Here is a 20606-nt window from a genome sequence, read left to right as displayed (position 1 = left end):
CATTGGGTCGAACTGCCAGAGCAACCGTCAGACCGCGAGATAGGCCAGATTGCTATGCGATTGAAGCTGTGGGCGTCGGAAGGCGGCTCGAAGAACCAGCAGTGACTGCGCGAATCGCGTACACGAAGTCGCGCACAGCGGCCGCTAGGTCGGTGAAACTGGCTTCGCTGAACTCATGCGCCACGCCAGATGCATCCTGATATCCGAACGTCGTTGCGCCTCCCGGAAATCCCTTTCCTGCGTTCAAGCCAGTCTCGATCGCAATGATGTCAGACTGGCTCAACTGATCGACGGCATACGTTCCGTTCAGCGATGGCGTGCCCACGCTGGTGATTGTCAGTCCGCTAGTCAAGAGTTGCGCTGCCTTCTGCTGCAAGGACAGGGGTGGGTTCTGGACCGCGTCCACCTGATCGGCCGTCGCCACCATCCAATCCGGATCAGGAAGCGATAAGCCTTGAGCAACTGCATTTTCCTGATCTTGCGCCGACAGAAAATGGAGTCCACCCGATTTGTCAATGAAATATTGATCGGTATAAGACATACTTCACCCAATTAACGAAGTTCGAACCAGCCAGTAACGGTGGCTCCGCTATTATTCACGGAGCCGCCGACGAGCATATTTGACTGATATGGGCTACCAGGAGGGATAATCACATCAATCGAGCCAACGGTATTCGCGGCCGAGGAAGACGATCCTACTATTGTCAGTCCGCTCGTTATGACCGACGGACCTGCGTTGGTGCTGGTTGACTGAATGCTTACGTGTACGACGATCGGTTTTCCGGTCGTGTTGTAGTAGGTTGTGCCAAGCGATCTGCTTCCTGCGACGTTCTGCCACGCCTGCCCGTACCCGATACTGCTGAGCGCCGCCAGCGCTTGGCCGCCAATCCCCTGAACGGTCGTCGGAGCGGTTGCCCACGTTCCTGCCGTTGCTTCCGAGATGTCGCAGAATCCGACGACGCGAAACGGTGAGCTTGTGATCGCGCTGCTGGAATAGATTACATTCGCCGCAGTCGAGCCGGCACCGATCGAAGTCGTGCTGATCAGCGTCGTTTCGTCGAGGTTGACGCCGCCCGAGAGGTTCACGACACAGAGCGCCGGTGTGCCGCCGTTGTATGCGACCAGCCAGACGATACGCGCTGCCTGACCCGACACGGTGCCGAGCGTTGCTCCAGACGGCACGGTCAATGACAGATTCGATGCGATAAACGCCGAAACAGGAACTCCACTAGTCAACGTTGGATTTCGGAAAGACAGTGGCGTAGGCGCATTGAGCGTTCCCGTCAGAGCATTGGACGCAACAGTGGCCGTGACCGACTGAAGTGCTCCTACCTGCCCCATCTGCGGAGCATGCTGGCTCTGCGTGGCGGGGGAGACTTGGAGGGCGCCGCCGCTTTGGCCGATGACGACGACTTGGCCCAAGTTCTGGCGATAGACTGCCTCATAGAACTTGCCAGCGACGATTTCACCACCCTGGAATGCGCCGTTTGCGCCGGTCAACGAGACGCTACCGCCGCCAGCGTTGATCGTGCATGCGCCGGTGTTCGTGTTTGCAGCCTGAAAGTTGATCGGCTGGCCGTCCGCATAGGACGTGATGGGCGGCGTTAGTGAGACCGTGACAGTGTTGGCGCTCGCGCTTGAGTCGATAGCGTACGAGGACGAGCCCGTCTGCATCATCTGCAGGAGGCTCGAGACTTGCGGGACGCCAGCGGGGATTGCGATGTTGCCCGAGGTCACCGTCGACTGGCCGTTCGCTACCGTCACGGTAGCGAGTGCGGTCCAGCCGGCATCGACTGAAGGCGCTACTTGCGTTCCGGTAGGCGCAGCGACGCCTGCCTTCGCCTGGATCGAGACGAGACCTTGGCGTTGCGTCGCTTGAGGTTGACCATTGCCACCCTGGCCGTTCAGCGGAACTTGAGGATTCGCGCTGTTGTAGTAAGGCAAGACAGCGCTGTTGGTGTCGGACTGAACGAATTGCGCTTCGATCAGATAGACGATGCTGTAACCGCTGGTAGCGGGAGCGGGGGTCGAGATCGTCTGGGCTGACATGTTCAGCCCTTGCTGGATGATCGTGTCCGTCGTATCGGCAGGCAGCGAACCCCATGCAGTCCCGTCAACAGTGGTCAGCGTGTAGATCTCGCCAATGCCAACGAGCACGTTGAGTGCTGCGGGGGAGTTCGCAGTCACGGCGAGGCCGCGGACGATGGTGTTGCTGCCCAATGCAGCTTGAGCCAACTTGCCTAGGCCAATCATCGTGGCGCGTTGAGCGAACAGAAAGTCAACGCTTCGGCCCTGTTCACCCGTATAGATGGTGCTGCGGTCCATTCAGACTCCGTAAACGAAAAAACCGCCCGAAGGCGGTTTGTAGATGTGCGATGGATGAGGTCAGGGCGTCACTGGTCCGTTGGTGATTCGTAGCCAGACCACGGTTCCAACGGCTCGAGTGGATTCGACGGCGGCAATGATTGCGGCGTCAGTGACTGACGTAACGGGAGAATCGGACCACGCGCCGTACGTGTCGAACGACCATCGGAATGAATCGAGTTCGCCAAGCGACAGGGCGCTTGTCGCTGGCCTATATGCTGTTACCAGACTCTGATATGGCATCGGCGCGCCCCATCTACCGACGCCGGAGTCCCAGTAAAAGCCGCCATCCCACCCGCCGGAATCCGTGGTGTTGCTCGGCTCGAAGATGTCGGGCTTGCGGCCCGTAATCAGCGTGAGAACCGCCGACATGTCGCCACGCGTAGGGCCCTTCACAAAGAGATTCGCCAGAATGCGCGCGCGAAATGCACCGTCCGATTCGTTCTGCAGGCGAGGAAGTGCCGTTCCAAAAAAATCGTTGGATATGAGATCGAGCCAGCCGCCCGTCGCAGTCGCTATACGAGTTTGCAGCGCGGCGAATGTCAGCAGCGCGTACTGCGTGGACAAACCCCACGCAGCACCTTGGAGAACCGCGTTGATGTTCGGTGCGTTGTTGAAATCACCAAACCATCCGCGCGGCAAATACTGCTGGAGTCGGACAACGATGTCGCTTTGAGATCCCGTGGTCATCAATTCACCGTGAGCGTTCCGGCTACGATCGCCTGAGAGGAGGTTGCGACAAGATCAGACGTTCCGCTGTTGATTTGCAGAAGGGTCGCTTCCTGCACGCCAGCGACGGCGTAGATAACCGAGTAGAGTTGCGACCAGTACAGCGTCTGGCCGATCTGAAGTGTCGCGATGAACGATTGCAGCGCCGATTGCACAGCCGTCGCGATTGCCGAGTGCGTGTAGCCCGACGATACCGTGACGGTGACGGAAATATTCGCCGTCAGATTTGTTGCCCCGTACACAGCGAAAGTCACGCTGAGCGGTCGAATGGCGTCGATCGCTGCATACACCTGGTTTTGCAGGGTAGTGCTGAAGGGCGAGATGACGACATAGAAGAACCCGTACTGAGTTGCGCCTCCCAGCGTCTGGTTCTCGGTCAGCGTGTACTCAATCCCTTGCTGAAGCCCGGCGATCGCCGATGCTACGGCAGACTTGGTGCCTTGCCGCAGACCTTGAATGTAGAGCGCAAAGCGAGACTTGAGGGCGGCGTCTGATTCGGCGTTGACACCACTGGTGAAGGCATTTGCATTGCTGACGTAGTCGATACCTGGAATCGCAGTGCCGAGTGCCGTGATAGTGCCGGCGCTGACGTTGCCCTGAATGCCGGCGTTTTGCGCCTGTACAGTCACAATTCCCGACGTTATGCCCGCAGGGATGACGTATGCGTTGGCCGATGCATTCCAGTAAGCCTGAGTCGTATCGGCAATAACGGAGAACGGCTGCGTCCCGTCAGCCGATTGCACCACCGATCCAAGGGGAATGGTGGCGGCGTTGGTCGGGGTGAACCGAGAAAACGTTACTTGCCCGACCGCAGCAACAGCCGCTTCGCGAGTCAGCCCGAAGTCGGCGACGAACGTGTCGACATCGTTCCCGCTGGAAGTGGAAAGGCGAGTTGTCGACAGCAGTTGAAGAATCAGCCCCTGAATCCACAGGCAGACGCCCGCGACAGCCTCCGCAATCGCCCGCAACACTGAGCCAATCGTGAAGTCGACCAGTTGCGACGCAGCACCTTGCACGGCTGTCGCGAAGTTCGTGACGATCGCGCCGAACGACTGGGTATTGATGTTCGCCATTTAGGTCGATAGGTCAAAGGAGACGAATTGCGTGGTCGCCGTGTTGGCGTCGGTGTACTTGATCGATGCGCTGACGGCGTTGTTGACTTGCGTCAGGACGATCTGGGGCGCAGGCTGACGAGCGACTGCACTCTCGATCAGCATCTGGCCTTTGATGAGTGCCCTGGTCGCCGGAACATTGCCCGGAGAGCCGACCTTGCGCGGAATGCCGGCACCGTAATTCGGATGCCAGGTGTAGTCGGGCGATGCGATCGGGTTGCCGGCCGTGTCAGACAGAGAGGGATTGGTCAGCAATCGTCGATAGACGCGCTGCGTGCCGGTTTTCGATTGGTTCGCCAGCGCAATATCGCCAGACGGCGAGACGTTCAAATCCTGGCCGTAATAGTGGTCGCAATCGATGGTCATTCGGCTTGAACGATGGAGGTTTGCCCCGCAGCGGGAGGCGACGTAGTCGGAGCGCCGGTATTTGCGCCGCCGTTACCGTTCGAATGGACATGTGTCGATGCCCACTGCGAGAACAGGCTATTGAGCAGAGAGAGCAGCGCCGAGCCGGAGCTTTGCAACTTGATCGAAGCCGCTTTCAGCGTGGCACTACCTGATGCGGTGATGTTCGCGTTGCCCGTGACTGTCGAAGTCATGTTGCCGCCCACCGTCGCAGTCAGGTTTCCCGCTGCGTTCACCTTGATATCGCCATTGGTGACGAGCTTGACGAAAGAGCCAGTCGAATGCAGCGCCCAGATCTCGCCAGACGGCACGGCAGGCGCCTGCTGCGCCACAGAGAAGTAGCGCCCGACGATCGAGCCCGACGAGAAGTCGCCGTTTTCATAGACGACCATCACCTGATCGCCGATCTGCGGGCCGACAGCGACGCCCCAGCCGTTGCCAATCCCGATCGCGCCGAGTGGCATCCAGTTCGATTCCTGCTCGCCGATTTCGGGATCGATGGGCTGCAAGATGACCTTGACGGCGTGATTCGATGCGTCGTAGCTGCTGATCGTCGCGTGCCGCGGCAGGGCGTAGTCGTTCTGCGACATGCGCGCCTGCTGGCGGATCGCATTCGCAAGTGCGCTCATGCCTCTCATACGATTACCGTGGAATCTGGAGCGTGGTTTTTGGCTGCGATGGTCATGCCGTAACCGCCATCGAACGAAATGCGCCGGCTGATGTTGTCCGGGAAGTACTGCTGATCGAATGCAGTCCCGGTCCCGCCAAATTCGATGATCGACGTGATATCGAGATCGTTGTCACCGGGCATTTCGAGGTCTTCCAGTCGCATTTCATGGGCGACGAGTTGCCCGTACCACTTCTGCGCGTACTGCAGCGCTTGGTCTTGCGTCAGGTTCGGGATGGTCTTCGAATAGATCTGTCCGCCAGCGCCAACCGACGATTGTCCGACCTTGATCGTCTTCACATTCGACGGGTAAGAGACCGAGAAGCCCTTCGCATACTTCTTGTTCCAGCTGCGAATCTTCACCTGAATGCCGCGGGAGACCGTGAGCGCACGCTTCATCTTCAGGCGCTCGAAATTGGCTTTCGGGCCTGAGTCCGTCGTTGCCACCTGATAGACGATCGAGTAGGGCGTCGTCTTCGTGGGATCAGGAGCGGGCTGGAAGTACAGCGACTGTCCACGCACCCATACCTTGAACCCCTCCAGATCGGCCAGATAGTTGAGGATGTCCCACTCCGACCGCTCGTCAGCCATGTTGACGTGGTCGATCTCGTAGTACTTGCCGACCGTCGTCTTCGTAGCCGTGACGACGGGAGTTAGGCCGTGCTTCTGCGCCAGCATCGTCGCGATCTGGCTAGACGTCTGGTTCGGCCACTTCTGCGTCGTCTTTTCGTCAATGAAGACGCGCGTCAGGTCTCGTCCATCAACCTCGATCGTATTCGTGATCGGGTCGATGTCGATGTGATCGACCTGACCGTAAATCCAGCTTTGCAGATCGGAGGGCGAGAAGTTCGTCGGGTCTTGCGGGAAGCCGATGAACAACTCGACAAACATGTCCTGCTGCTCGCTGAACCAGATCACATTCCTGTCATCCGGAAGCATCGCGCCAGCGAAAGAGCAGCGGAACGTGTCGGCAGAGAAATAGGCGTTGTTCGACAGTTCGAACTCTATCCATCCCTTTATCAACTCCCCATTTACCTTGACCGCTCCGCGAGGTTGCCGCCCGATCGGTGCAAGGAATGCCGTCATGAGGATAGAACGCCGCCGCTGGTGCCGTTGTTATACGGCGGGATAATGAGAGTCGTAACGCCCGCAAGCGTCGGGTCTGAGAGCTTGTTAGCCTGCGCGATTTGCGTCCACGCAGAAGCGTTGCCGTATTCCTTTGCGGCGATGTCGAACAGGTTTCCGCCGCCGACCGTGATAACGCGGCCACTGGAGTTGATCTGGTTCAGATTCGTCTGCATCCGGCCCAGCAGGAAACCTATCTGCGTGTACTGAACCTGCAACGTGGTCGCATTGACGATCGACGAGAACACGCCGACGTTCTGTAGAACCGGAATAGAAGGGAGCACGCCCGCCGGCACGCCGACACTCGCCAGAATGTTGTCGACGGTGCCGATGGTCGATGTCACATACGAAACCGCTTGGTGGATCGGCTGGAGAACCGATGCAACCGTGCTCAGCGATGCACCGACGAACGTTTTCACATTCGAGACTGCTGTCGACACCGAATTCATCAACCCAGACAGGGTTGAGTCGCCAGTTGCCGCCGTCAGTGTGTTGGCCGAATTCAGATCGCCGTTGATGAGATCGTCCGCATCCGGCTCATCGCTAATGTCATCCGGCAGCGTGAGATCCTGAAGAACCTCACACGAGATGCGGTACGGAATCCGCGCAAAGCGGTAGTCCGGCTCAAACACCCGGATAAGGACATTCAGCAGCAGCCGGTCCCAACTCAGAAGCACCGGCTGGCCAGCTATCTTCATCGACTGGATGCTTTCGGCGCGATCGAGCGGGGTTTCGCCGTCCTGCGTCGGGAAGAACACGCCCGACCATTCAATCGGGCGGTAATCAATACCCATCGCGTCGATGACGCGGACACCACCGAGCAGTTTCTTGACCGACAGAGCCTGAGCGCCACCGAACCCGATGACTTCCGGGACTTCCATGTCCTGAAACGTGAAGTCACCGAGGACGAGAGTGATATCGTTGCTCATTTAAGGCCGGGCATGGGGAGGGCAAGATTGTTGTCAACGCCACTGGTGCCCATTGAGCGTCCAGTTTCGAAAGCGATGTAGGGCGATACGGCTGTTGCGACCTTGCGTCCATCAATGTGGATTGTCGTGTGGACGTTGCCGCCGCCTTGATGCTTGGCAACTGGTCCGACCGTATCGAGTTCACCGCGATCAATACGGGCTTGTGCGCCTGGACTGAGCTTTACGCCGCCGTCCGTCTTCGCCGCGTCGATCTCTTTCTGGCTTAGCGGACTGAATGCGTATGCTGCGGCCGCCAGCGCTCCGAGAGCGAGAACGGCAATCTCGATTGGCCCAGCGAGGCCGGCAATGGCAGTGCCGAGGCTTCCAGCGCCAGCTACGCCCATAACTGCTGACAGAGCGGGAACGACCGAACGCAGAACAGTTATCGCGACTCCCAAGCCACCAAACCCGGCACGGAGAAGCATCAAGGTGCCACCGAACGTCATCGCGGCCGACAGACCAATGAACCCGACCGTCATGGCTTTGATGAGGCCGGGGTACTGATTGATGGTCTGCATGAACCACGTCAGGTCGCGGATCATCGGCGTCAGCACAGGCAATACACCTTCGCCGATCGTCAGTTTCAGATCTTCGAGAGCCTTATTGAACTGCTGAATCCGCATCGCGGGCGAATTCTTGTTGTCATCAACCGTCTGCCCGATGCCGCGCGATTTGTCGTAAGACTCCAGCGACCGCTGAATCACCGGCAACTGCTTCATCAGCAGATTGAAGAATCGCGCACCCGTACGACCGAACAGAATTTCGTTCTCGCGTGCAACGTCTGCGTCTTGCGTGATGCCGGCCGTCTTGTACTTCGCCAGCATTGCCGCAGCGAACCCCGGAAGGTCGTGCGACATCAGATCCTTCATCTGCGCGTTGAGTGGGTCGCCCTTGTTGAAGCGGGCGGCGCCGCCGCGCGTCAATTCGACCTTATCGCTATCCCACAGACCGAGTTTCGTTGCTTCCTGCACCAACAGATGCGGCGCCAGCGACATGATGCCGTTGAGGCGGTTGAAAGCGGTCTGGAAACCCGTACCCGCAGTTGAGCCGCCCATTTCGCCGATGATCGGCTCGAGACCACCGAACAGCATGCGGTCGCTGAGGCCAGCCGACGCCGTCATGGCGTACGTCTTGAACAGGCGCAATTGGCGGGCATCCACCATGCCGCCGCTCGACATCGAGGCGCGGAATACGGCATCTGCAATCGCTGCGGCGCGCTTCGAATCGTTCAGGCCGCCCATCTGCTCAACAATCTTGTTGAGGTTGAGTTCGTCCTGTTCGCTTGTTTCTTTGCCGAGTACCTTGCGTGCTGTGACGTAGTTCGCCAGCACGGGCATCATCGTCTTCGCAGCGTCGAGCGCAGCTTCACCGCTCATGCCGCTTTCACGGAATGCGCCCTGCGCCTCGGCGAACAAACGTGCACGTTCCTGAATCGACGTGCCGATGATCCGGTTTGACTCGACAAACTGACGGGCTTCGGCGATCTGGGCAGTTCCGAGGCCCATCTGACGAAGCCGCGCCCATGTCGTTTCGTATTGCGCAGCGGCTTTGCCAAGCTTTTCCGCCATCACCAACGCGCCGACGCCGACGCCAGCCAGAACACCGCCGGCCGCGGCGATTTTACCGAGCCGTTGGAGCCGGTTTTCGAGTTCGGATACACTCTCTCCGGACTGCTTGATTTGCTTGGAGAAGGCCGACAGAAACGGCGTCACCTTGTCTACAATAGACAGGTGCACTGCCACCTTATAGGCATCAAAGATCATGAAAAAACTCTTTTTACATTGCCGTGAGTGGCTGGCGGATCATTCCGGCGCGCAATACCCGAAACCAAAATTACGTCCGGTTCTTAAGCCGACGCCGGAATTCCGCTTCTCTGATTTCGTGATCGCGATGAAAGGCTTGACGCTTGCTGCTGTCTGCCTGCTTGTCGCCATCCCGCTACTGGGCCTGTGCTTTCTGATGTTCTGGTCAGTCGGCATCGCGATCTTCCATCGCTAACTGATGTCCTGGTCGTACCCGAGAGACGCTGCGGCACGTTGACCGCCCGACACTCCGATCGCCACCGCCGCACCGAGAATCTTTGCGATTCGCTCGCTGTTATTGAACAGCGCCGGCCCCATGAACGGACGGGGCGGAATCTTGTCCGTGCCAAACTCCTGGTAGGCTGCGATGTCACTTTCGCTGCCGATCACGGCCTCAAATTCAGAGACTTCATGCTTGATGCTGCTGCGCAGATCGCCAGTGCGAAGCAACGGTTCGTCTTCTGAGAATCCTTTCGCTACCCGATCGGCCTTTGTCGATTCGGCCAGTTCAGCCCACGCTGGAAACGCGCCGGCAGCAGGCTGATACTCACCAATTTCCCGTTTCGCCGTCTTCTCGATGAGTTGCGCGCTCCTTGCCAGCCCGTGGCGCATTTCACCCAGCAACGCAACAGGCAACGCGAGCGCAGTGAACGCGCTGAAATCGGCGAGAGACTTGAATTCCTTCATTTCGGCTTCTTCCAGGAGCGGGTATCGAAATCAAACTCGCTGCCCTCTATCTCAGAGAATACTATCGACATCGCCATGCGCTCGAACTTGTCGAGCCTCACGGGCTGATCGTCTCGTCCAAGAGCAACATGCATCGGAACCCCGTTTTTCACGAGCCAGCAAAACTCGCGAAATTCGAGGTTCCTTACGAGTTTTTTAGTGCGTTCATCTCCGCGGCGACGGCTGCATCGTCGGAGGGACGGACGGCTTCCAGCGCGGCCTTGATCTTCGCTTCGTCGTATGAGAGAACGGCAGTGTTACCCTCGCGCCCAAGCCGTTTGATCGCAGCGTCAATCTGCTGGATGTTCGACGGGTAGGGAACTTTCACGTCATCGATCTGCACAACACGAACGGCCGGCATCACGTAGCCCAGCACGTACCCGGCATTCGATGACGCCTCACCAAGTGCTCGCATGATGCGGCTCTCAGTCAGGAAGTCAGGATCTTCGATGACTAGTCGGCGACCTTTCCCGTCAATGATGACGTTGTCCGGAAGCGCTTCGTCGGGGATGTTCGGCTTTGCGTCCGGATTGACTGTTATGTTGGTCATCTTCTATCTCAGAGCGGGATCTTCTTCGACGCCTTCCAGCCGACCTTCGGGTTGACCTTGTCGAGACCCTTCCATGCGCCGGCATCCGTCAGGTTCAACTGAACGCCGATGTACTGGAATTGCGTGATCGAGCCGTCGAGTTCGTTGATGGTCTGCGTGATCGTGCAGACGGGCGGGGGAAGTTGAGCGTAGAAATTCGCTTCCCACTGCGCGAAGTACGATTCGACGCTCGAGTCCTGACGATCAAACTCAAACGTGCCTTCATGCCCGTTCGGGACGAAGCGGAAGATCGTGTTGCCGGTGATCGTCTCCGACTCGAGTTCCTTCGTGCGGGATTTCGAGTCGAAAGAGATTGTGCCGTTGAACGTAACCTGGCCGGCGAGCGAGTCGAATACAGTCAACTGCGACCCGTCGCGGCCAATATTGAAACTATTAGCACCCATGCAGGGCTCCTAGGAAAAAGAAAAGCCCCTTTCGGGGCGTGACGGGTTAGGCCGGGTTGACCGTGATGCTGACAGTCGAGCCGCCCTGCAGCGAGATCACGAATTCGCGGACGATCGACAGGTACTTGACCTTGACGAGCGTCTGCATGAGGCCGAGGGCGACTTGAGAGCCGGGGTTGTTCGCCGCATTGGTCTGCACCGAGAACGGAACCTGCGTCGGCGCATTCACATCGCCGATGTAGCCGAGGTTCTGCCACAGGTTCATCAGGAAACCCGTGATCGCGTCGTTCACTTCACGACGCAGATCCGTCGTCTGCGGATTGCCCACGACCCAGCCGAAGTTCGACGCCAGAGTCAGCGCGAGGAAGTTCGTCATCGTCGTGTACGCTTCCGAGTTCGTCGCTGCGAACGTCGAGCAGTTCATGTCCGTCTGGAAGGCGAAATAGTTGCCTCCCGGCGCCGGATTGGCGAGGTAGTCGAGACGCGCCTGAACCGCTTGCAACGCTTCCGCATCTGCGTACAGCAGGTTTTGCGTCGATCGCTGCGTGCCAACCAGACCGTTGACCGGCTTGTTCAGCGTCGACTGGTTCGGCGCGAGGTTCGCACGCATCGGTGCCCAGAAAGTAGCCGGAGCAAGCAGGCGCTGCGCGTTGTTGACCGTATCCTGCCAGTACACCCAGTCACCGACGAGCGTCTTGAATGAGTAGTTGTCGACGCCAGCCGAATTCAGCAGGCTCGAAACCGTCGAGATCGACTGACCAGCAGAACCCTGACCCGCACCGAAGATGCCGTACAACTGGCAGAAGGCGGCGATCGTGTTCCACTGCGACGACGTCGAGTGGTCGACGAGGTTCATCGTCAGCACGCCTGCGTTCTGCAGTGCGTACATGCCGGTCGGCGGCGTCGTGTTCGTGCCGACGAGCGTCGCATCCGTCACACCAGCCGAGCCGTCCGTACCGCCTGAGAACGTCGACGTCACCAGCGAAGGTGCCGCAACCGAGGTGCCGATCGTCGCAATGACGAGTTGCGAAGGGCCGCGAACGCCAGACTGGCCGTTGTTGATCGCGCTGACGAGGTTCGTCCAGCAGCCGGTGCCAAGCGTGTACGAGCCGCCAGTGCCGCCGCCACCGCCCGTCAGGGTTGCTGTAGCAGACGTGTAGCCCGAGCCCGGATTTGTGATGTTGATCGCGCCCAGACCCCAGGTGAGGTTGAACGTCGCGCCCGTACCTGCGCCGGTCGTGCTGATCTGCGCAACCGGGTTCGTCGGGATAGCGCCGCCACCGAGCGAACCGGCGTTTTGTACCGTTGCCGTAGTGACGGCGCCAGTGCCTACGGTGACCTTCAGGATGACGCCATTCGACAGCGTGATCAGGTCATTGACGGCATAACCGGAGCCGCCAGATGCGACCGTATCGGACAGCACGGCCAGCGTCGCGTTACCGGTTGCCTGAACGCCGCCAGACGTCTGCGGAGCGCTGATCGACAGCGCAGGGACCGACGTGTAGCCAGTGCCAGCAGTCGTCGAACCCGGCATCACACCAACTGCGAGGTTGTCGTAGATCTCGGACAGATAGCCCGGCAGCGCAATCGTGCACTTGAACGTGTTCGGCTTCGTGCCGTTCGCCATCGTGGCCTGAAGCGTGTTGCCGACGACGCCGGTATAGAAACCCGTCAGCGTGGCACCCGTCGTCGACGAGCCATCCTTCAGCGCGCACGTTGCAGCCGTGTCCGTGCCATCCGTCACGCGGACAGCCGTGTTGTTCGTCTGGCCCATGCCGAACGCAATCGCCATCGCTGTAGCGAGGTCATACTTGCGGTTCGTCACAGGGCCGAGGTACAAACCGGCCTGTTGCGGCGAGCCGATGACATAGGCGCTGTTGACCGGACCCCACGAGGCGACACCGACCATACCAAGGCCATTGGTCGCGATACCCTGAACCACAGGCGGAGGCGCTACAACTTGGACGTATGCGCCAGGCGCAAGTTGACCGGCCAAATTGATAGCGCCGTTTTGGTAGATCGGCATTTACGGTGCTCCAAAAGAAAAAGGCACCCGAAGGTGCCTCTGCGAAAGCGGGAAAAAGGGGATTACTGCGGAAATACGCGCGTCAGGCTGCGGGAATTTTCGCCAGCCAACAAAGCGGCGATCTCAGCAGCGTCGGTTACCTTGTCGCCGCGGGCGTAGTCGCCGAACGGATGCACGACCACAAGGTGGAAATCAGGTTTCGCCGGCACAGCCGGTTGCTTCTCGTCAGCCATGTCGGCTCCTAATAAGTGCGGGTGATGATGGGCGTGCCATCCTGCGTTTCAAACGTGACCTTGGTTGCAACCACCGTTGCGATGGTCTGCGTCACCGTCGTGGCGTACTCGACTTCGTAGAAGAAATCACGCCGGTAGATGTGCGGCTTCTGCGCGTCGTCTGAGTAGCGATTCCCTTTGTAGAGAATCCGCGCGCCATAGCCATCAGGCATCGTCAGGAACGCGATCTGCGAAAGCGCGACCTTGATGGCATTGCCGATCGTCGCTCGCGTCGTCGGATCGGGTGCCCAGACCGTTATCTGCATCAACTGCTGCTGACGCTCCCATTCCGTCGTCACGGTGCCCGTCGTGCCAACTCGCGCAACAATCGGAACCGTGTTCGCTGGCAGCGTGATAACCGGCCCGCTGGACGTCGTGCCTGGAAACGCGGCCGCGAGAAGCGTTGCCAGCCCCGTCGCGATCGATGTCAGCGTGTCCGTCGCCTGAACCGGGTAGATGAACGGCTGTTTGTTGACGAGTAGCGCCAGGTTGTGCGCCGTGAAGGGTGACGGCATTGCGCCGCCGACCGTGACGACATTGCCACTCGCCGTCAGAGTTAGCGTCGGCGTCGTAACCGACATGACCTTTTGCTGCGGTCGATACCGAGTTGTATTGCGCTCAGTCGACGTCGGGAAGATGCTGATATCCGCGATGCCCTGCGGCATGTCGCTGTCGATCTGATCCGGCAGCGGCCAGCCAGGGAATATGTTGATCGCTTGCCCGGAAACTGACGCTTGACCTGTGCCGTTGGGGTATACAAACCCACCTATCTGCGATGCCAGCGTGTTCAGAACGTCCTGTAGATCGGCCATATCAAGCCTCCAGGCGTTCGCACAACAGGTTATGCCCCAGAGAATTCCAGTACATGCCCAGCACCTGATACCGCGCGCTCAGATCGTCAGTGACGATGTCGCGTGACTGGATCAGGCCGAGCGGGGCGTACCCCAAAGGAATGAAGACTCTCCAAAGCGTTTTCGAGGAATCGGCGGGCAGATTCGCTTCAGTCTTGCCGCGCTCCTTGTCCAACTGGATCGAAGCTGGCAATCCGGCGGCCACTGGCGTTTCTTGCGCCGGCTGCATCCCGGAATAGCTCTTGACACCGCCACCCGTAACTGGCGTCTGCCTGCCGATGGAGATGGTGCGCGGATAGAGGAAACTCATGCCCACGCCCTCGCTTGCCACGGCCTGAGCATTTGCTTGACGTCTTCACTCAGGTTCGACGCAGCGAAGCGCTCGAGCTTCGTGTCGCCAGCCTGAGCTGACTTGAAATTGCCGATGCCGGGATCGTTAGCCAGCGCCGTGATGAGTTGCGCGCACGCCATCTTGATTTCAGGCGGCAGGTTCGAATACTGGAAACCCGCCACGTAGCGAACTTTCACTTCCGAGTAGTAGACGAGCATGATGCCGGCTGGCACCCACAGTTCGCCCGTCTGGACATCAATGCCTGCTGCCGTGTTCGCCGGCCAGATTTCCCACGCGGGAGGGCCGCCGAACTTGTTGATCGACGCCAGCAGGTTGTAGTTGTCGGCGTTGTACGCGCCTGCGTCGCCGCGGCGCCCATACGCATATCGACCCGTTCCGCCAATCACCCGCATGACGGGCGTCTGCGACAGCATGACGGTGCTGCGCTGCTTCGGCAGATAGCGCTGCTCTTGCAGCACCAGACCGAACTCCATCACGCAGCCCGCCGAATGGGCAAACTGGACACCTTGCGGTGCGTTCGCCGCTGTCGTGCCGAGCGTCACCTGATTGCCGCTGAGGGACGTTATCTGCACCGCCTCCATCAGCGTGGGATTCGCAACGCGGTCAAGCACAACCACGTCACCGACCTGAAGCATCTGCACCGGGCCGTTGACCTGCGCCTGAATGCCATTGCCGGGTCCGAAACCCGATACGCTGGTCAGCGACAGGGACGCGTTGAGCCCAGTCATGTACGCGGGGTTGCCGTTCGCGTCAGCAGCCCACAGCAGCCCAGCCGGACGACGCAGGAACGCGTCGATCAGCATGCTTGCCTGCGTCACCTGCGCGGTGGTCGCAAAGGGCACGCCGAACGTTGCGAAGTCGGCAGACTGGAGATACTGACTGGGCATGTTAGAAGCCGATCAGGGCGTAAGTGGTTGCCGCACCGCTGCCGATGCCATACAGCGCATTAGCGAGACCGAAGGGCAGCGTGATCGAGGCGCCAGCCGCAAGCGTGTAATCGCTTGTCGTGGCGGGGCTCGTGAATGACAGCGACAGTTTTTGTGTCGCGTGCGTGTTCTGAATCGTCACCCATGCGGCGTAAGTGCCAGCCGGAACGACAACCGCGCTCGATGCGCCGACGTTGCTATTCGAACTGACGCCGGCCGCAGGATTGGAGCCGATACCGACGCTCATGCTGCTACCTCAAGAATGATGGGGGAGCGAGCGGCCAGACCCTGATCGATCATGTACTTCGCCAGATGATCTGGCAGATCGTCGGTCTCGCCTTCGCGGAATTCGACAGCGAACATGCGAGGCTTGCCAGCATCGTCCATCCAGTCGGAGACCGGATAGTGCGCGCCGGGCTGAACAAACGTGATCTTCTTGCCGCGCTCGCCAGGGTGATAAACCTTCATGTCGCCTCTGAAAAAGACAAAGGGCCGCCCGAAAGCGACCCTTTTCACTTGCTACCGTCCAGTTACGGACGCTGAACCTGCACCACGGCGTGAGCGTACGAAGCGCCCTTGAAGATCACCGTGTCGAACTTCACGCCGACGAACTGGCCGGCCAGGTTGCCAACGAGGCCGAGCTGGAACAGACGGGGCAGCGGGTTGTCTTCCTTGCCGCTGATGTACGGAATCTCGATTTCCGATTCCATCAGGATCGCAGCGTAGTATCCCTTGATGCCCGAGGGCGTTGCCGAGAAGCCGTATTGAGCCGTCGAGGCTGCCGTCGTCGGCATGAACGGATCGCCGATCAGGGGAAGCTTGCCAACTTGCGTCGAGATTGCCGACACCGTCACGCCCGCGACGACTTCCATCTCGTCCAGCGTGATGCGCGAAGCCTTCGCTTCCTGGTCGATGTAATCAGCCAGCAGCGGGTTCAGGTAGATCGCGCTCGGACGCACAACGTACGTCGCGTTCGCCACCATTGCCGCCACGGCGGACTTCAGACCGTCGATGATCGACGCGCCGTTCGCAACCGTGAATTGCTGCGTGATCTGCGACAGGCCGCCCATCCACTCGAGCGTCGTCGGTGCCGACATGCTCGTGTCCGTGCCCGCCCAGAACATGCCGGCGCGCTTGAGTTCCACTGCGCTGATAACGTCGTCGACGTCCTTCGCGACCACCGATGCAAACTGGCCTTGCTGCTCCGTCACGTCCTTGTCGAACAGCGACAGGTTCGATTGAGCCGTCACAGCCTTGATGAAGGCGGGACGCTCAACGCGGGTCGGGCCGCTCGGCGTTGCCGAGAGGTTGCGCGGATCGACAGCCGCAGCCGTTGCCAGCGCGGTCTGTTCGAAGTAGCGGTGCGGGTGGCCCGTCGCACGGCTCGGCGTAATACGTTGGAGGGGGATGGACGAACGACGCAGGACGTCCATGATCTCGCGTTCAAACTCCGGAACTTCGATCGCGCCAGTACCGAGATAGTCGGCTGCCGCGTCGAGGCTCATCACTTTTGCATCAACACCCATGTTCTTTGCTCCAGAAATGAAAAACCCCGCCGTAGCGGGGTTGCGGGTGATTCGGGAATGTTTGGATCAGCGCTGGCCGACGACCATCAGGCCTTCGTGACGCATCTTGAGCTTGGCTTCGATGCGCTTTTGACCGGTGAGGCCTGCCGCGTCGAGAACCTTGTCGACTTCGGCAACGCTCAGCTTCTTGCCATCCGACATGTCTTCGACCTTCACACCACCCTTCGCGAGCAGCGTCATGATCTGCGGCGACAGCGTCGCGCGGGCCGGCTGCTCCGAGCGGTTGAACGCAGCCGCTTCCAGATCCTTCACTTTCGTGTTCGCGGCTTCGAGTTGCTCCGTCACCGGCTTGAGAGCGGCAGCGACAGCATCGGCGATCGCCTTGTCGGTCTTCGCGGCGCCGGCTTCCACCGATGCATTCGGCAGGTAGTCGTGGTCGCGATAGACTTGCGGCACGTTGCCCGACACAGCAGCAGCAGCCATGTGCGCAGCAACACGGCGGACGACGCCAACGTGGCCAGCCGTTGCGTGCGTACCCACGCCAGCCTTTTCCATTGCGTCAGCAGCAGCGTTGAGCGCGTCAACGTGCGGCTTCACCTGGTCGATGATCGGGCCGCCGAGCGATGCGCCCTTGGCTTCGAGTTCGCTGACCTTCGTGGTCAGTGCTGCGATGGCATCAGCCGTGGGCTTGTTGGCCTCGGCCAGAATGGCCAGCATTTCTTCCTTGGTCATTTCCAGTTCCTGTACGGCCTGAGCGGCCAGTGATGTGGTGGTGTAGGCCGCTAGGTGCTTGTAGAGCACGGCCGCGCCGGTAAATACGCAGTGGCTTAAAGTCCAGACGTCGGCTTCTGTGTCCTGGATGCGAGCGTCGCACTCGTAGCTAAACCCGAGGGCGCTCTTTTCAGCACAGATGGCAGCGACTTCACTGGGGAAGTCCTTTGCGTAGAAAAATCCTTCGATCTCGATCCCGTTGCCGACGATCTCGGCGCCCGTAATCAGACCAATCTTGCTTCTTCGGTCGTGCCCATCGAAATCAGGCGTGTAGTCAACCGCCATGCCAAGCAGCGACGGCAGCGCCGACTCGGCGACGTCTTTAGGGATCAGTGTGCGCTTTCCGTTTGCGCCGCCAGGCGGTGCATCTGAGGGCTGGTCGATGCGCGTCAGCACGCCGCGGAAGGGCTTGCGGTTCGGATGCCCGTCGACGGTCGGCATCTCCAGCGCCATCGCCTCGAACGCGATGCTTGCCGTCACATGCCAGTCGTCCGTGCTGATGCCTAACTCGTGCGCCCGTCGCTTGATGCGCTCCTTGGCGACGCGTCGCTCGTCCGGGCTCAATCCTTCCGTCCTGTCGACCTGCGTCCACGCCAGTCGCGTGTGGTGCGCATCAGGGATAGGCAACTTGCGCTTGCCGGGGACGGCGAAATGCTCGTCTGGCAGGGCATCTCGCGCCGCTTTGTCGAGATTCGCCATGAATGTCCTCAGAGAGCGGCTTTGAGTTGGTCAACGATCGCCCGCGCGTCTTCGGGCAATGCGCCTTCGACCATCGCGATCTTGTTCTTCAGTTCGATCATCGACGTTTCGATGGCGAGCAGTGCACCGTGCGCTGCGTGATCGCCAGCCAGTCGCGTTGTAGCGGCGGCTTCGACGATCTGTGCGTACAGGCTTTGCGGCTCTGCTGCCGGTTCCGCTGCCGGCTCAGCTTTGGTTCGCGCCATGTCAGAGGTTCGCAACAAGAGTGGCAAGCGCCGCTGCTGCGTTCGCGTCAACGATGCCGCCAGCGGCATTGATGCGCGCCACGGCGATCTTCAGGTCAGCGATCTTCGCTTCGAGCTCCGCGAGTCGGCCCAATTGGGCATGATTCGCTGCGGTCGGTGCAGTGTTGATCGCTTTTTCGGCCGCAATCCGGGCCGTTTTTACGTCTGCGTGCTGTGTCATGGCTTAACTCAGGGTCGTGACGAGCGTCGAGAGGGCCGTCTTGTTGGCGCCACTCGGCAGAATCAAGATCAGATAGTTCGCGTTCTTGATGATCTCGTTCAGATCCGCAACCATCGCCGACTGAAGACCGACGAGATCAACAACGGCGGGAGCCGTCTGCGATGCGGAGATTTCACCTGCTACCCAGGTAATGCCGGAAAGGGGAGTAACGGCGGCCATGTGCGTCCTTAAGCGAAGAGGAACCAGTCAACCGTGCCCGATGCCAGCGTGTTCGCTGCCAGGCGCGGCGTGAGCGTGATCGTGAAGCCCGTCGACGTCTTGCTGGCGACGAACCACGTTGCGTCCTGGCCGGGGTTGACGAGCACGCCGAAGTTCGACGGCAGACCCTTCAAGCCAGAAACGACAACCGTCACGGCCGTGCCAGCGCCACCGCCGGCAGCGTTCGCCACGCCGAGACCAGATGCGATCATCGCGCGGCCCTTCTGGTTGAAGCCATACCCGCCATCGGGCACTTCAAGAGTGTGGAGGTCAAAAGGCATTGCTATTCCTTGGAGGTCAGTTTCGGGTTGACTTGCTTGGCGCCCATCGCGCCCTTGATGGCGATTTCGACATCGGCGAAAGGCATGTCAGCCCAGTCGCTATCCATCGGCGGCATGCCCTTGCGCGCCCGATATTCATTCGGTGTGGAGGCGTTGTTCTTGTACTCAGTCTCGAAGACCTGCGCGAGATTGAGTTCGTCGTCGCGGTCCAGGCCAAGGAAGCGGAACTCGATCTGCGAGAAGCCGAGCCGCGCTTCGATTGCCTCACGCGTCAGATGCGAAGCGAAGTTCGTTGCAGCAGGGATGATTGCGCCGTCCCAGTCCCGATCGTCGGCAACCTCAGACGTGTTGCGATTGACGTCAGCCTCAACGCCCAGATTCTGCGGACTCAGTTCGAACGCCGTTGCGATCTCACGCTGTAGCATCTCCTGATACTTCAGGTAGAGCGCGCTGTCGTCCGTGCCGCGGAGCTTGTGAACCTTGACTTCTTCGCCACCGAGGATAGGCGTCATGCCTTGGCCCTCGATCTCGTTGCGCCACCATTCGCGAACGCGATCAAGCTGCGTGGGATCGAGTTGCAGGAACTGCAGCAGGTTTTCTGGCTGGCTGTTGCTGGCGAGGTTGCCCGCATAGTCAGCCACGCCGAGCAGCCGGTTGATCGAAGCGAACGCGACTTCGAGGCAGCCGTAACCGAACGGGTTCTCCGTCGTCGGGTCTTTGCGGATGTAGATCAGCTGCTCATTCGTGAGCGCAATGCCTTGCTGGCCGCCGACATTGCCATAGCCGAGCGTCTGGAAGTATCGCGCCTCGTCTTTACCGCCTTGCCAGCCAGCAAACACCTGGATCGATAGCGAATCAACCGGCCACATCCACAGCGGCCGGCTTTTGTCGCCGCCAGTTTCCTGCTCGATCGCGCCAGCACCAGCGACCAGATAATCTTCGACAGCCTGCTCGATCAGCGTGCGGAACGAATCATCGTTGTTCGGGCGCTGAAAGCACATCGTTGCGACGTCAATCTGACGCTGCAATTCGCTGTTGAGATCCACCCCAGCCTTGGGGCCGATCTCCCAGTCGAGCATCGCAATCGCACCCTTGATGCGGTTGATTGCGCGGCGGGCATAGACCGTCTTCGAGAACATCCGCAGGTTCGAAGGCGTGGCTTTGAACAGCGGCCGATCCTTCTGGTAACGGATGCTGCCCAGATTCATCAGGCGGGCGTACGCCGTGGTCTCGCGCCCTGGCGCTTTGCGCATGCGCCCCGCCCAGATAGCGGTCGCCACTCTATCGC

The 20606-nt window shown here is 59.8% G+C and carries 27 protein-coding genes; 1 reads left to right on the top strand and 26 read right to left on the bottom strand.

Translation table 11 applies throughout. The annotated features are described in order from the left end of the window. Window positions 1–52: 52 nt before the first annotated feature. The 9 genes from G3N95_RS30245 to G3N95_RS30205 all read right to left on the bottom strand — a co-directional run bounded on the left by G3N95_RS30245 (window position 53) and on the right by G3N95_RS30205 (window position 9133). Entirely contained in the window at window positions 53–541 is a 489-nt protein-coding gene (locus G3N95_RS30245; RefSeq protein ID WP_205973774.1) for a hypothetical protein, read from the bottom strand. A gap of 11 nt (window positions 542–552) precedes the next feature. Beyond that, window positions 553–2325 (bottom strand): hypothetical protein, encoded by a 1773-nt coding sequence (locus G3N95_RS30240; RefSeq protein ID WP_205973773.1) that lies wholly within the window; start codon window positions 2323–2325, stop codon window positions 553–555. 60 nt (window positions 2326–2385) lie between these two features. Next, on the bottom strand, window positions 2386–3054 hold the full coding sequence (locus G3N95_RS30235) for a hypothetical protein (RefSeq protein ID WP_205973772.1): 669 nt from the start codon (window positions 3052–3054) through the stop codon (window positions 2386–2388). After that, on the bottom strand, window positions 3054–4166 hold the full coding sequence (locus tag G3N95_RS30230) for a baseplate J/gp47 family protein (protein WP_205973771.1): 1113 nt from the start codon (window positions 4164–4166) through the stop codon (window positions 3054–3056). Before G3N95_RS30230 ends, G3N95_RS30235 begins: the two co-directional genes overlap by 1 nt. Further along, on the bottom strand, window positions 4167–4571 hold the full coding sequence (locus G3N95_RS30225; protein WP_205973770.1) for a phage tail protein: 405 nt from the start codon (window positions 4569–4571) through the stop codon (window positions 4167–4169). It lies immediately after the preceding gene. After that, a complete protein-coding gene (locus G3N95_RS30220) occupies window positions 4568–5239 on the bottom strand; it encodes a phage baseplate assembly protein V (protein WP_205973769.1) in 672 nt (223 codons plus the stop codon). Before G3N95_RS30220 ends, G3N95_RS30225 begins: the two co-directional genes overlap by 4 nt. Window positions 5240–5244: 5 nt before the next feature. Continuing rightward, the gene (locus tag G3N95_RS30215) at window positions 5245–6195 is read right to left on the bottom strand and encodes a hypothetical protein (RefSeq protein WP_346778424.1); all 951 of its coding nucleotides are present in this window, start codon (window positions 6193–6195) and stop codon (window positions 5245–5247) included. Between the two features lie 164 nt (window positions 6196–6359). After that, window positions 6360–7331 carry a hypothetical protein gene (locus tag G3N95_RS30210; protein WP_205973767.1) on the bottom strand — a complete coding sequence of 324 codons (972 nt, stop codon included), beginning with the start codon at window positions 7329–7331 and terminating at the stop codon, window positions 6360–6362. Beyond that, window positions 7328–9133, bottom strand: coding sequence for a hypothetical protein (locus G3N95_RS30205; RefSeq protein ID WP_205973766.1), 1806 nt, complete (start codon window positions 9131–9133; stop codon window positions 7328–7330). The genes G3N95_RS30210 and G3N95_RS30205 overlap by 4 nt, the downstream gene beginning before the upstream one ends. Between G3N95_RS30205 and G3N95_RS30200 the strand changes: the two genes are divergently transcribed. Further along, a complete protein-coding gene (locus G3N95_RS30200; RefSeq protein ID WP_205973765.1) occupies window positions 9132–9368 on the top strand; it encodes a hypothetical protein in 237 nt (78 codons plus the stop codon). The two genes, G3N95_RS30205 and G3N95_RS30200, sit on opposite strands and share 2 nt — an antisense overlap. On the opposite strand, the gene G3N95_RS30195 is transcribed toward G3N95_RS30200, so the two are convergent. The 17 genes from G3N95_RS30195 to G3N95_RS30115 form a co-directional block, all read right to left on the bottom strand. Continuing rightward, window positions 9365–9859 carry a phage virion morphogenesis protein gene (locus G3N95_RS30195; RefSeq protein WP_205973764.1) on the bottom strand — a complete coding sequence of 165 codons (495 nt, stop codon included), beginning with the start codon at window positions 9857–9859 and terminating at the stop codon, window positions 9365–9367. The two genes, G3N95_RS30200 and G3N95_RS30195, sit on opposite strands and share 4 nt — an antisense overlap. 184 nt (window positions 9860–10043) lie before the next feature. Further along, window positions 10044–10448, bottom strand: a complete 405-nt coding sequence (locus tag G3N95_RS30190; protein WP_205973763.1) for a hypothetical protein — start codon at window positions 10446–10448, stop codon at window positions 10044–10046. An 8-nt stretch (window positions 10449–10456) separates the two neighbouring features. Further along, the gene (locus G3N95_RS30185) at window positions 10457–10891 is read right to left on the bottom strand and encodes a hypothetical protein (RefSeq protein ID WP_205973762.1); all 435 of its coding nucleotides are present in this window, start codon (window positions 10889–10891) and stop codon (window positions 10457–10459) included. 46 nt (window positions 10892–10937) lie between these two features. Further along, window positions 10938–12800, bottom strand: a complete 1863-nt coding sequence (locus G3N95_RS30180; RefSeq protein WP_205973761.1) for a hypothetical protein — start codon at window positions 12798–12800, stop codon at window positions 10938–10940. A 179-nt stretch (window positions 12801–12979) separates the two neighbouring features. Continuing rightward, the gene (locus G3N95_RS30175; protein ID WP_205973760.1) at window positions 12980–13150 is read right to left on the bottom strand and encodes a hypothetical protein; all 171 of its coding nucleotides are present in this window, start codon (window positions 13148–13150) and stop codon (window positions 12980–12982) included. A gap of 8 nt (window positions 13151–13158) precedes the next feature. Continuing rightward, the gene (locus G3N95_RS30170) at window positions 13159–14001 is read right to left on the bottom strand and encodes a hypothetical protein (protein WP_205973759.1); all 843 of its coding nucleotides are present in this window, start codon (window positions 13999–14001) and stop codon (window positions 13159–13161) included. Between the two features lies 1 nt (window position 14002). After that, entirely contained in the window at window positions 14003–14350 is a 348-nt protein-coding gene (locus G3N95_RS30165) for a hypothetical protein (protein ID WP_205973758.1), read from the bottom strand. Next, entirely contained in the window at window positions 14347–15279 is a 933-nt protein-coding gene (locus G3N95_RS30160) for a hypothetical protein (protein WP_205973757.1), read from the bottom strand. The genes G3N95_RS30165 and G3N95_RS30160 overlap by 4 nt, the downstream gene beginning before the upstream one ends. Window position 15280: 1 nt before the next feature. Next, entirely contained in the window at window positions 15281–15565 is a 285-nt protein-coding gene (locus tag G3N95_RS30155) for a hypothetical protein (protein WP_205973756.1), read from the bottom strand. After that, a complete protein-coding gene (locus G3N95_RS30150; protein WP_205973755.1) occupies window positions 15562–15786 on the bottom strand; it encodes a hypothetical protein in 225 nt (74 codons plus the stop codon). Before G3N95_RS30150 ends, G3N95_RS30155 begins: the two co-directional genes overlap by 4 nt. A gap of 62 nt (window positions 15787–15848) precedes the next feature. Further along, entirely contained in the window at window positions 15849–16844 is a 996-nt protein-coding gene (locus G3N95_RS30145) for a hypothetical protein (RefSeq protein ID WP_205973754.1), read from the bottom strand. A 66-nt stretch (window positions 16845–16910) separates the two neighbouring features. Continuing rightward, complete coding sequence (locus tag G3N95_RS30140; RefSeq protein WP_205973753.1) at window positions 16911–18314, bottom strand: DUF6582 domain-containing protein; 1404 nt, start codon at window positions 18312–18314, stop codon at window positions 16911–16913. A gap of 8 nt (window positions 18315–18322) precedes the next feature. After that, window positions 18323–18559, bottom strand: coding sequence for a hypothetical protein (locus G3N95_RS30135; protein ID WP_205973752.1), 237 nt, complete (start codon window positions 18557–18559; stop codon window positions 18323–18325). A 1-nt stretch (window position 18560) separates the two neighbouring features. Then, the gene (locus G3N95_RS30130; protein WP_205973751.1) at window positions 18561–18779 is read right to left on the bottom strand and encodes a hypothetical protein; all 219 of its coding nucleotides are present in this window, start codon (window positions 18777–18779) and stop codon (window positions 18561–18563) included. 3 nt (window positions 18780–18782) lie between these two features. Next, the gene (locus tag G3N95_RS30125; RefSeq protein WP_205973750.1) at window positions 18783–18998 is read right to left on the bottom strand and encodes a hypothetical protein; all 216 of its coding nucleotides are present in this window, start codon (window positions 18996–18998) and stop codon (window positions 18783–18785) included. 8 nt (window positions 18999–19006) lie between these two features. Then, complete coding sequence (locus G3N95_RS30120) at window positions 19007–19318, bottom strand: hypothetical protein (protein WP_241019033.1); 312 nt, start codon at window positions 19316–19318, stop codon at window positions 19007–19009. Window positions 19319–19320: 2 nt separating this feature from the next. Next, complete coding sequence (locus tag G3N95_RS30115; RefSeq protein WP_241019032.1) at window positions 19321–20571, bottom strand: phage portal protein; 1251 nt, start codon at window positions 20569–20571, stop codon at window positions 19321–19323. Window positions 20572–20606 lie beyond the last annotated feature (35 nt).

The organism is Paraburkholderia sp. Tr-20389, from assembly GCF_017104565.1.
Lineage (GTDB): Bacteria > Pseudomonadota > Gammaproteobacteria > Burkholderiales > Burkholderiaceae > Paraburkholderia.
Note: the sequence above shows the minus strand (reverse complement) of the source record. Positions and strands in the feature narration are given on the sequence as shown.

Bases quoted from the DNA above. Each gene is read 5' to 3' on its own strand.
- G3N95_RS30245 (WP_205973774.1), bottom strand. From the start codon at position 541: ATGTCTTATACCGATCAATATTTCATTGACAAATCGGGTGGACTCCAT.
- G3N95_RS30240 (WP_205973773.1), bottom strand. From the start codon at position 2,325: ATGGACCGCAGCACCATCTATACGGGTGAACAGGGCCGAAGCGTTGAC.
- G3N95_RS30235 (WP_205973772.1), bottom strand. From the start codon at position 3,054: ATGACCACGGGATCTCAAAGCGACATCGTTGTCCGACTCCAGCAGTAT.
- G3N95_RS30230 (WP_205973771.1), bottom strand. From the start codon at position 4,166: ATGGCGAACATCAATACCCAGTCGTTCGGCGCGATCGTCACGAACTTC.
- G3N95_RS30225 (WP_205973770.1), bottom strand. From the start codon at position 4,571: ATGACCATCGATTGCGACCACTATTACGGCCAGGATTTGAACGTCTCG.
- G3N95_RS30220 (WP_205973769.1), bottom strand. From the start codon at position 5,239: ATGAGCGCACTTGCGAATGCGATCCGCCAGCAGGCGCGCATGTCGCAG.
- G3N95_RS30210 (WP_205973767.1), bottom strand. From the start codon at position 7,331: ATGAGCAACGATATCACTCTCGTCCTCGGTGACTTCACGTTTCAGGAC.
- G3N95_RS30200 (WP_205973765.1), top strand. From the start codon at position 9,132: ATGAAAAAACTCTTTTTACATTGCCGTGAGTGGCTGGCGGATCATTCC.
- G3N95_RS30205 (WP_205973766.1), bottom strand. From the start codon at position 9,133: ATGATCTTTGATGCCTATAAGGTGGCAGTGCACCTGTCTATTGTAGAC.
- G3N95_RS30195 (WP_205973764.1), bottom strand. From the start codon at position 9,859: ATGAAGGAATTCAAGTCTCTCGCCGATTTCAGCGCGTTCACTGCGCTC.
- G3N95_RS30190 (WP_205973763.1), bottom strand. From the start codon at position 10,448: ATGACCAACATAACAGTCAATCCGGACGCAAAGCCGAACATCCCCGAC.
- G3N95_RS30185 (WP_205973762.1), bottom strand. From the start codon at position 10,891: ATGGGTGCTAATAGTTTCAATATTGGCCGCGACGGGTCGCAGTTGACT.
- G3N95_RS30180 (WP_205973761.1), bottom strand. From the start codon at position 12,800: ATGGTCGGTGTCGCCTCGTGGGGTCCGGTCAACAGCGCCTATGTCATC.
- G3N95_RS30175 (WP_205973760.1), bottom strand. From the start codon at position 13,150: ATGGCTGACGAGAAGCAACCGGCTGTGCCGGCGAAACCTGATTTCCAC.
- G3N95_RS30170 (WP_205973759.1), bottom strand. From the start codon at position 14,001: ATGGCCGATCTACAGGACGTTCTGAACACGCTGGCATCGCAGATAGGT.
- G3N95_RS30165 (WP_205973758.1), bottom strand. From the start codon at position 14,350: ATGAGTTTCCTCTATCCGCGCACCATCTCCATCGGCAGGCAGACGCCA.
- G3N95_RS30160 (WP_205973757.1), bottom strand. From the start codon at position 15,279: ATGCCCAGTCAGTATCTCCAGTCTGCCGACTTCGCAACGTTCGGCGTG.
- G3N95_RS30155 (WP_205973756.1), bottom strand. From the start codon at position 15,565: ATGAGCGTCGGTATCGGCTCCAATCCTGCGGCCGGCGTCAGTTCGAAT.
- G3N95_RS30150 (WP_205973755.1), bottom strand. From the start codon at position 15,786: ATGAAGGTTTATCACCCTGGCGAGCGCGGCAAGAAGATCACGTTTGTT.
- G3N95_RS30145 (WP_205973754.1), bottom strand. From the start codon at position 16,844: ATGGGTGTTGATGCAAAAGTGATGAGCCTCGACGCGGCAGCCGACTAT.
- G3N95_RS30140 (WP_205973753.1), bottom strand. From the start codon at position 18,314: ATGGCGAATCTCGACAAAGCGGCGCGAGATGCCCTGCCAGACGAGCAT.
- G3N95_RS30135 (WP_205973752.1), bottom strand. From the start codon at position 18,559: ATGGCGCGAACCAAAGCTGAGCCGGCAGCGGAACCGGCAGCAGAGCCG.
- G3N95_RS30130 (WP_205973751.1), bottom strand. From the start codon at position 18,779: ATGACACAGCACGCAGACGTAAAAACGGCCCGGATTGCGGCCGAAAAA.
- G3N95_RS30125 (WP_205973750.1), bottom strand. From the start codon at position 18,998: ATGGCCGCCGTTACTCCCCTTTCCGGCATTACCTGGGTAGCAGGTGAA.
- G3N95_RS30120 (WP_241019033.1), bottom strand. From the start codon at position 19,318: ATGCCTTTTGACCTCCACACTCTTGAAGTGCCCGATGGCGGGTATGGC.
- G3N95_RS30115 (WP_241019032.1), bottom strand. From the start codon at position 20,571: ATGCGCAAAGCGCCAGGGCGCGAGACCACGGCGTACGCCCGCCTGATG.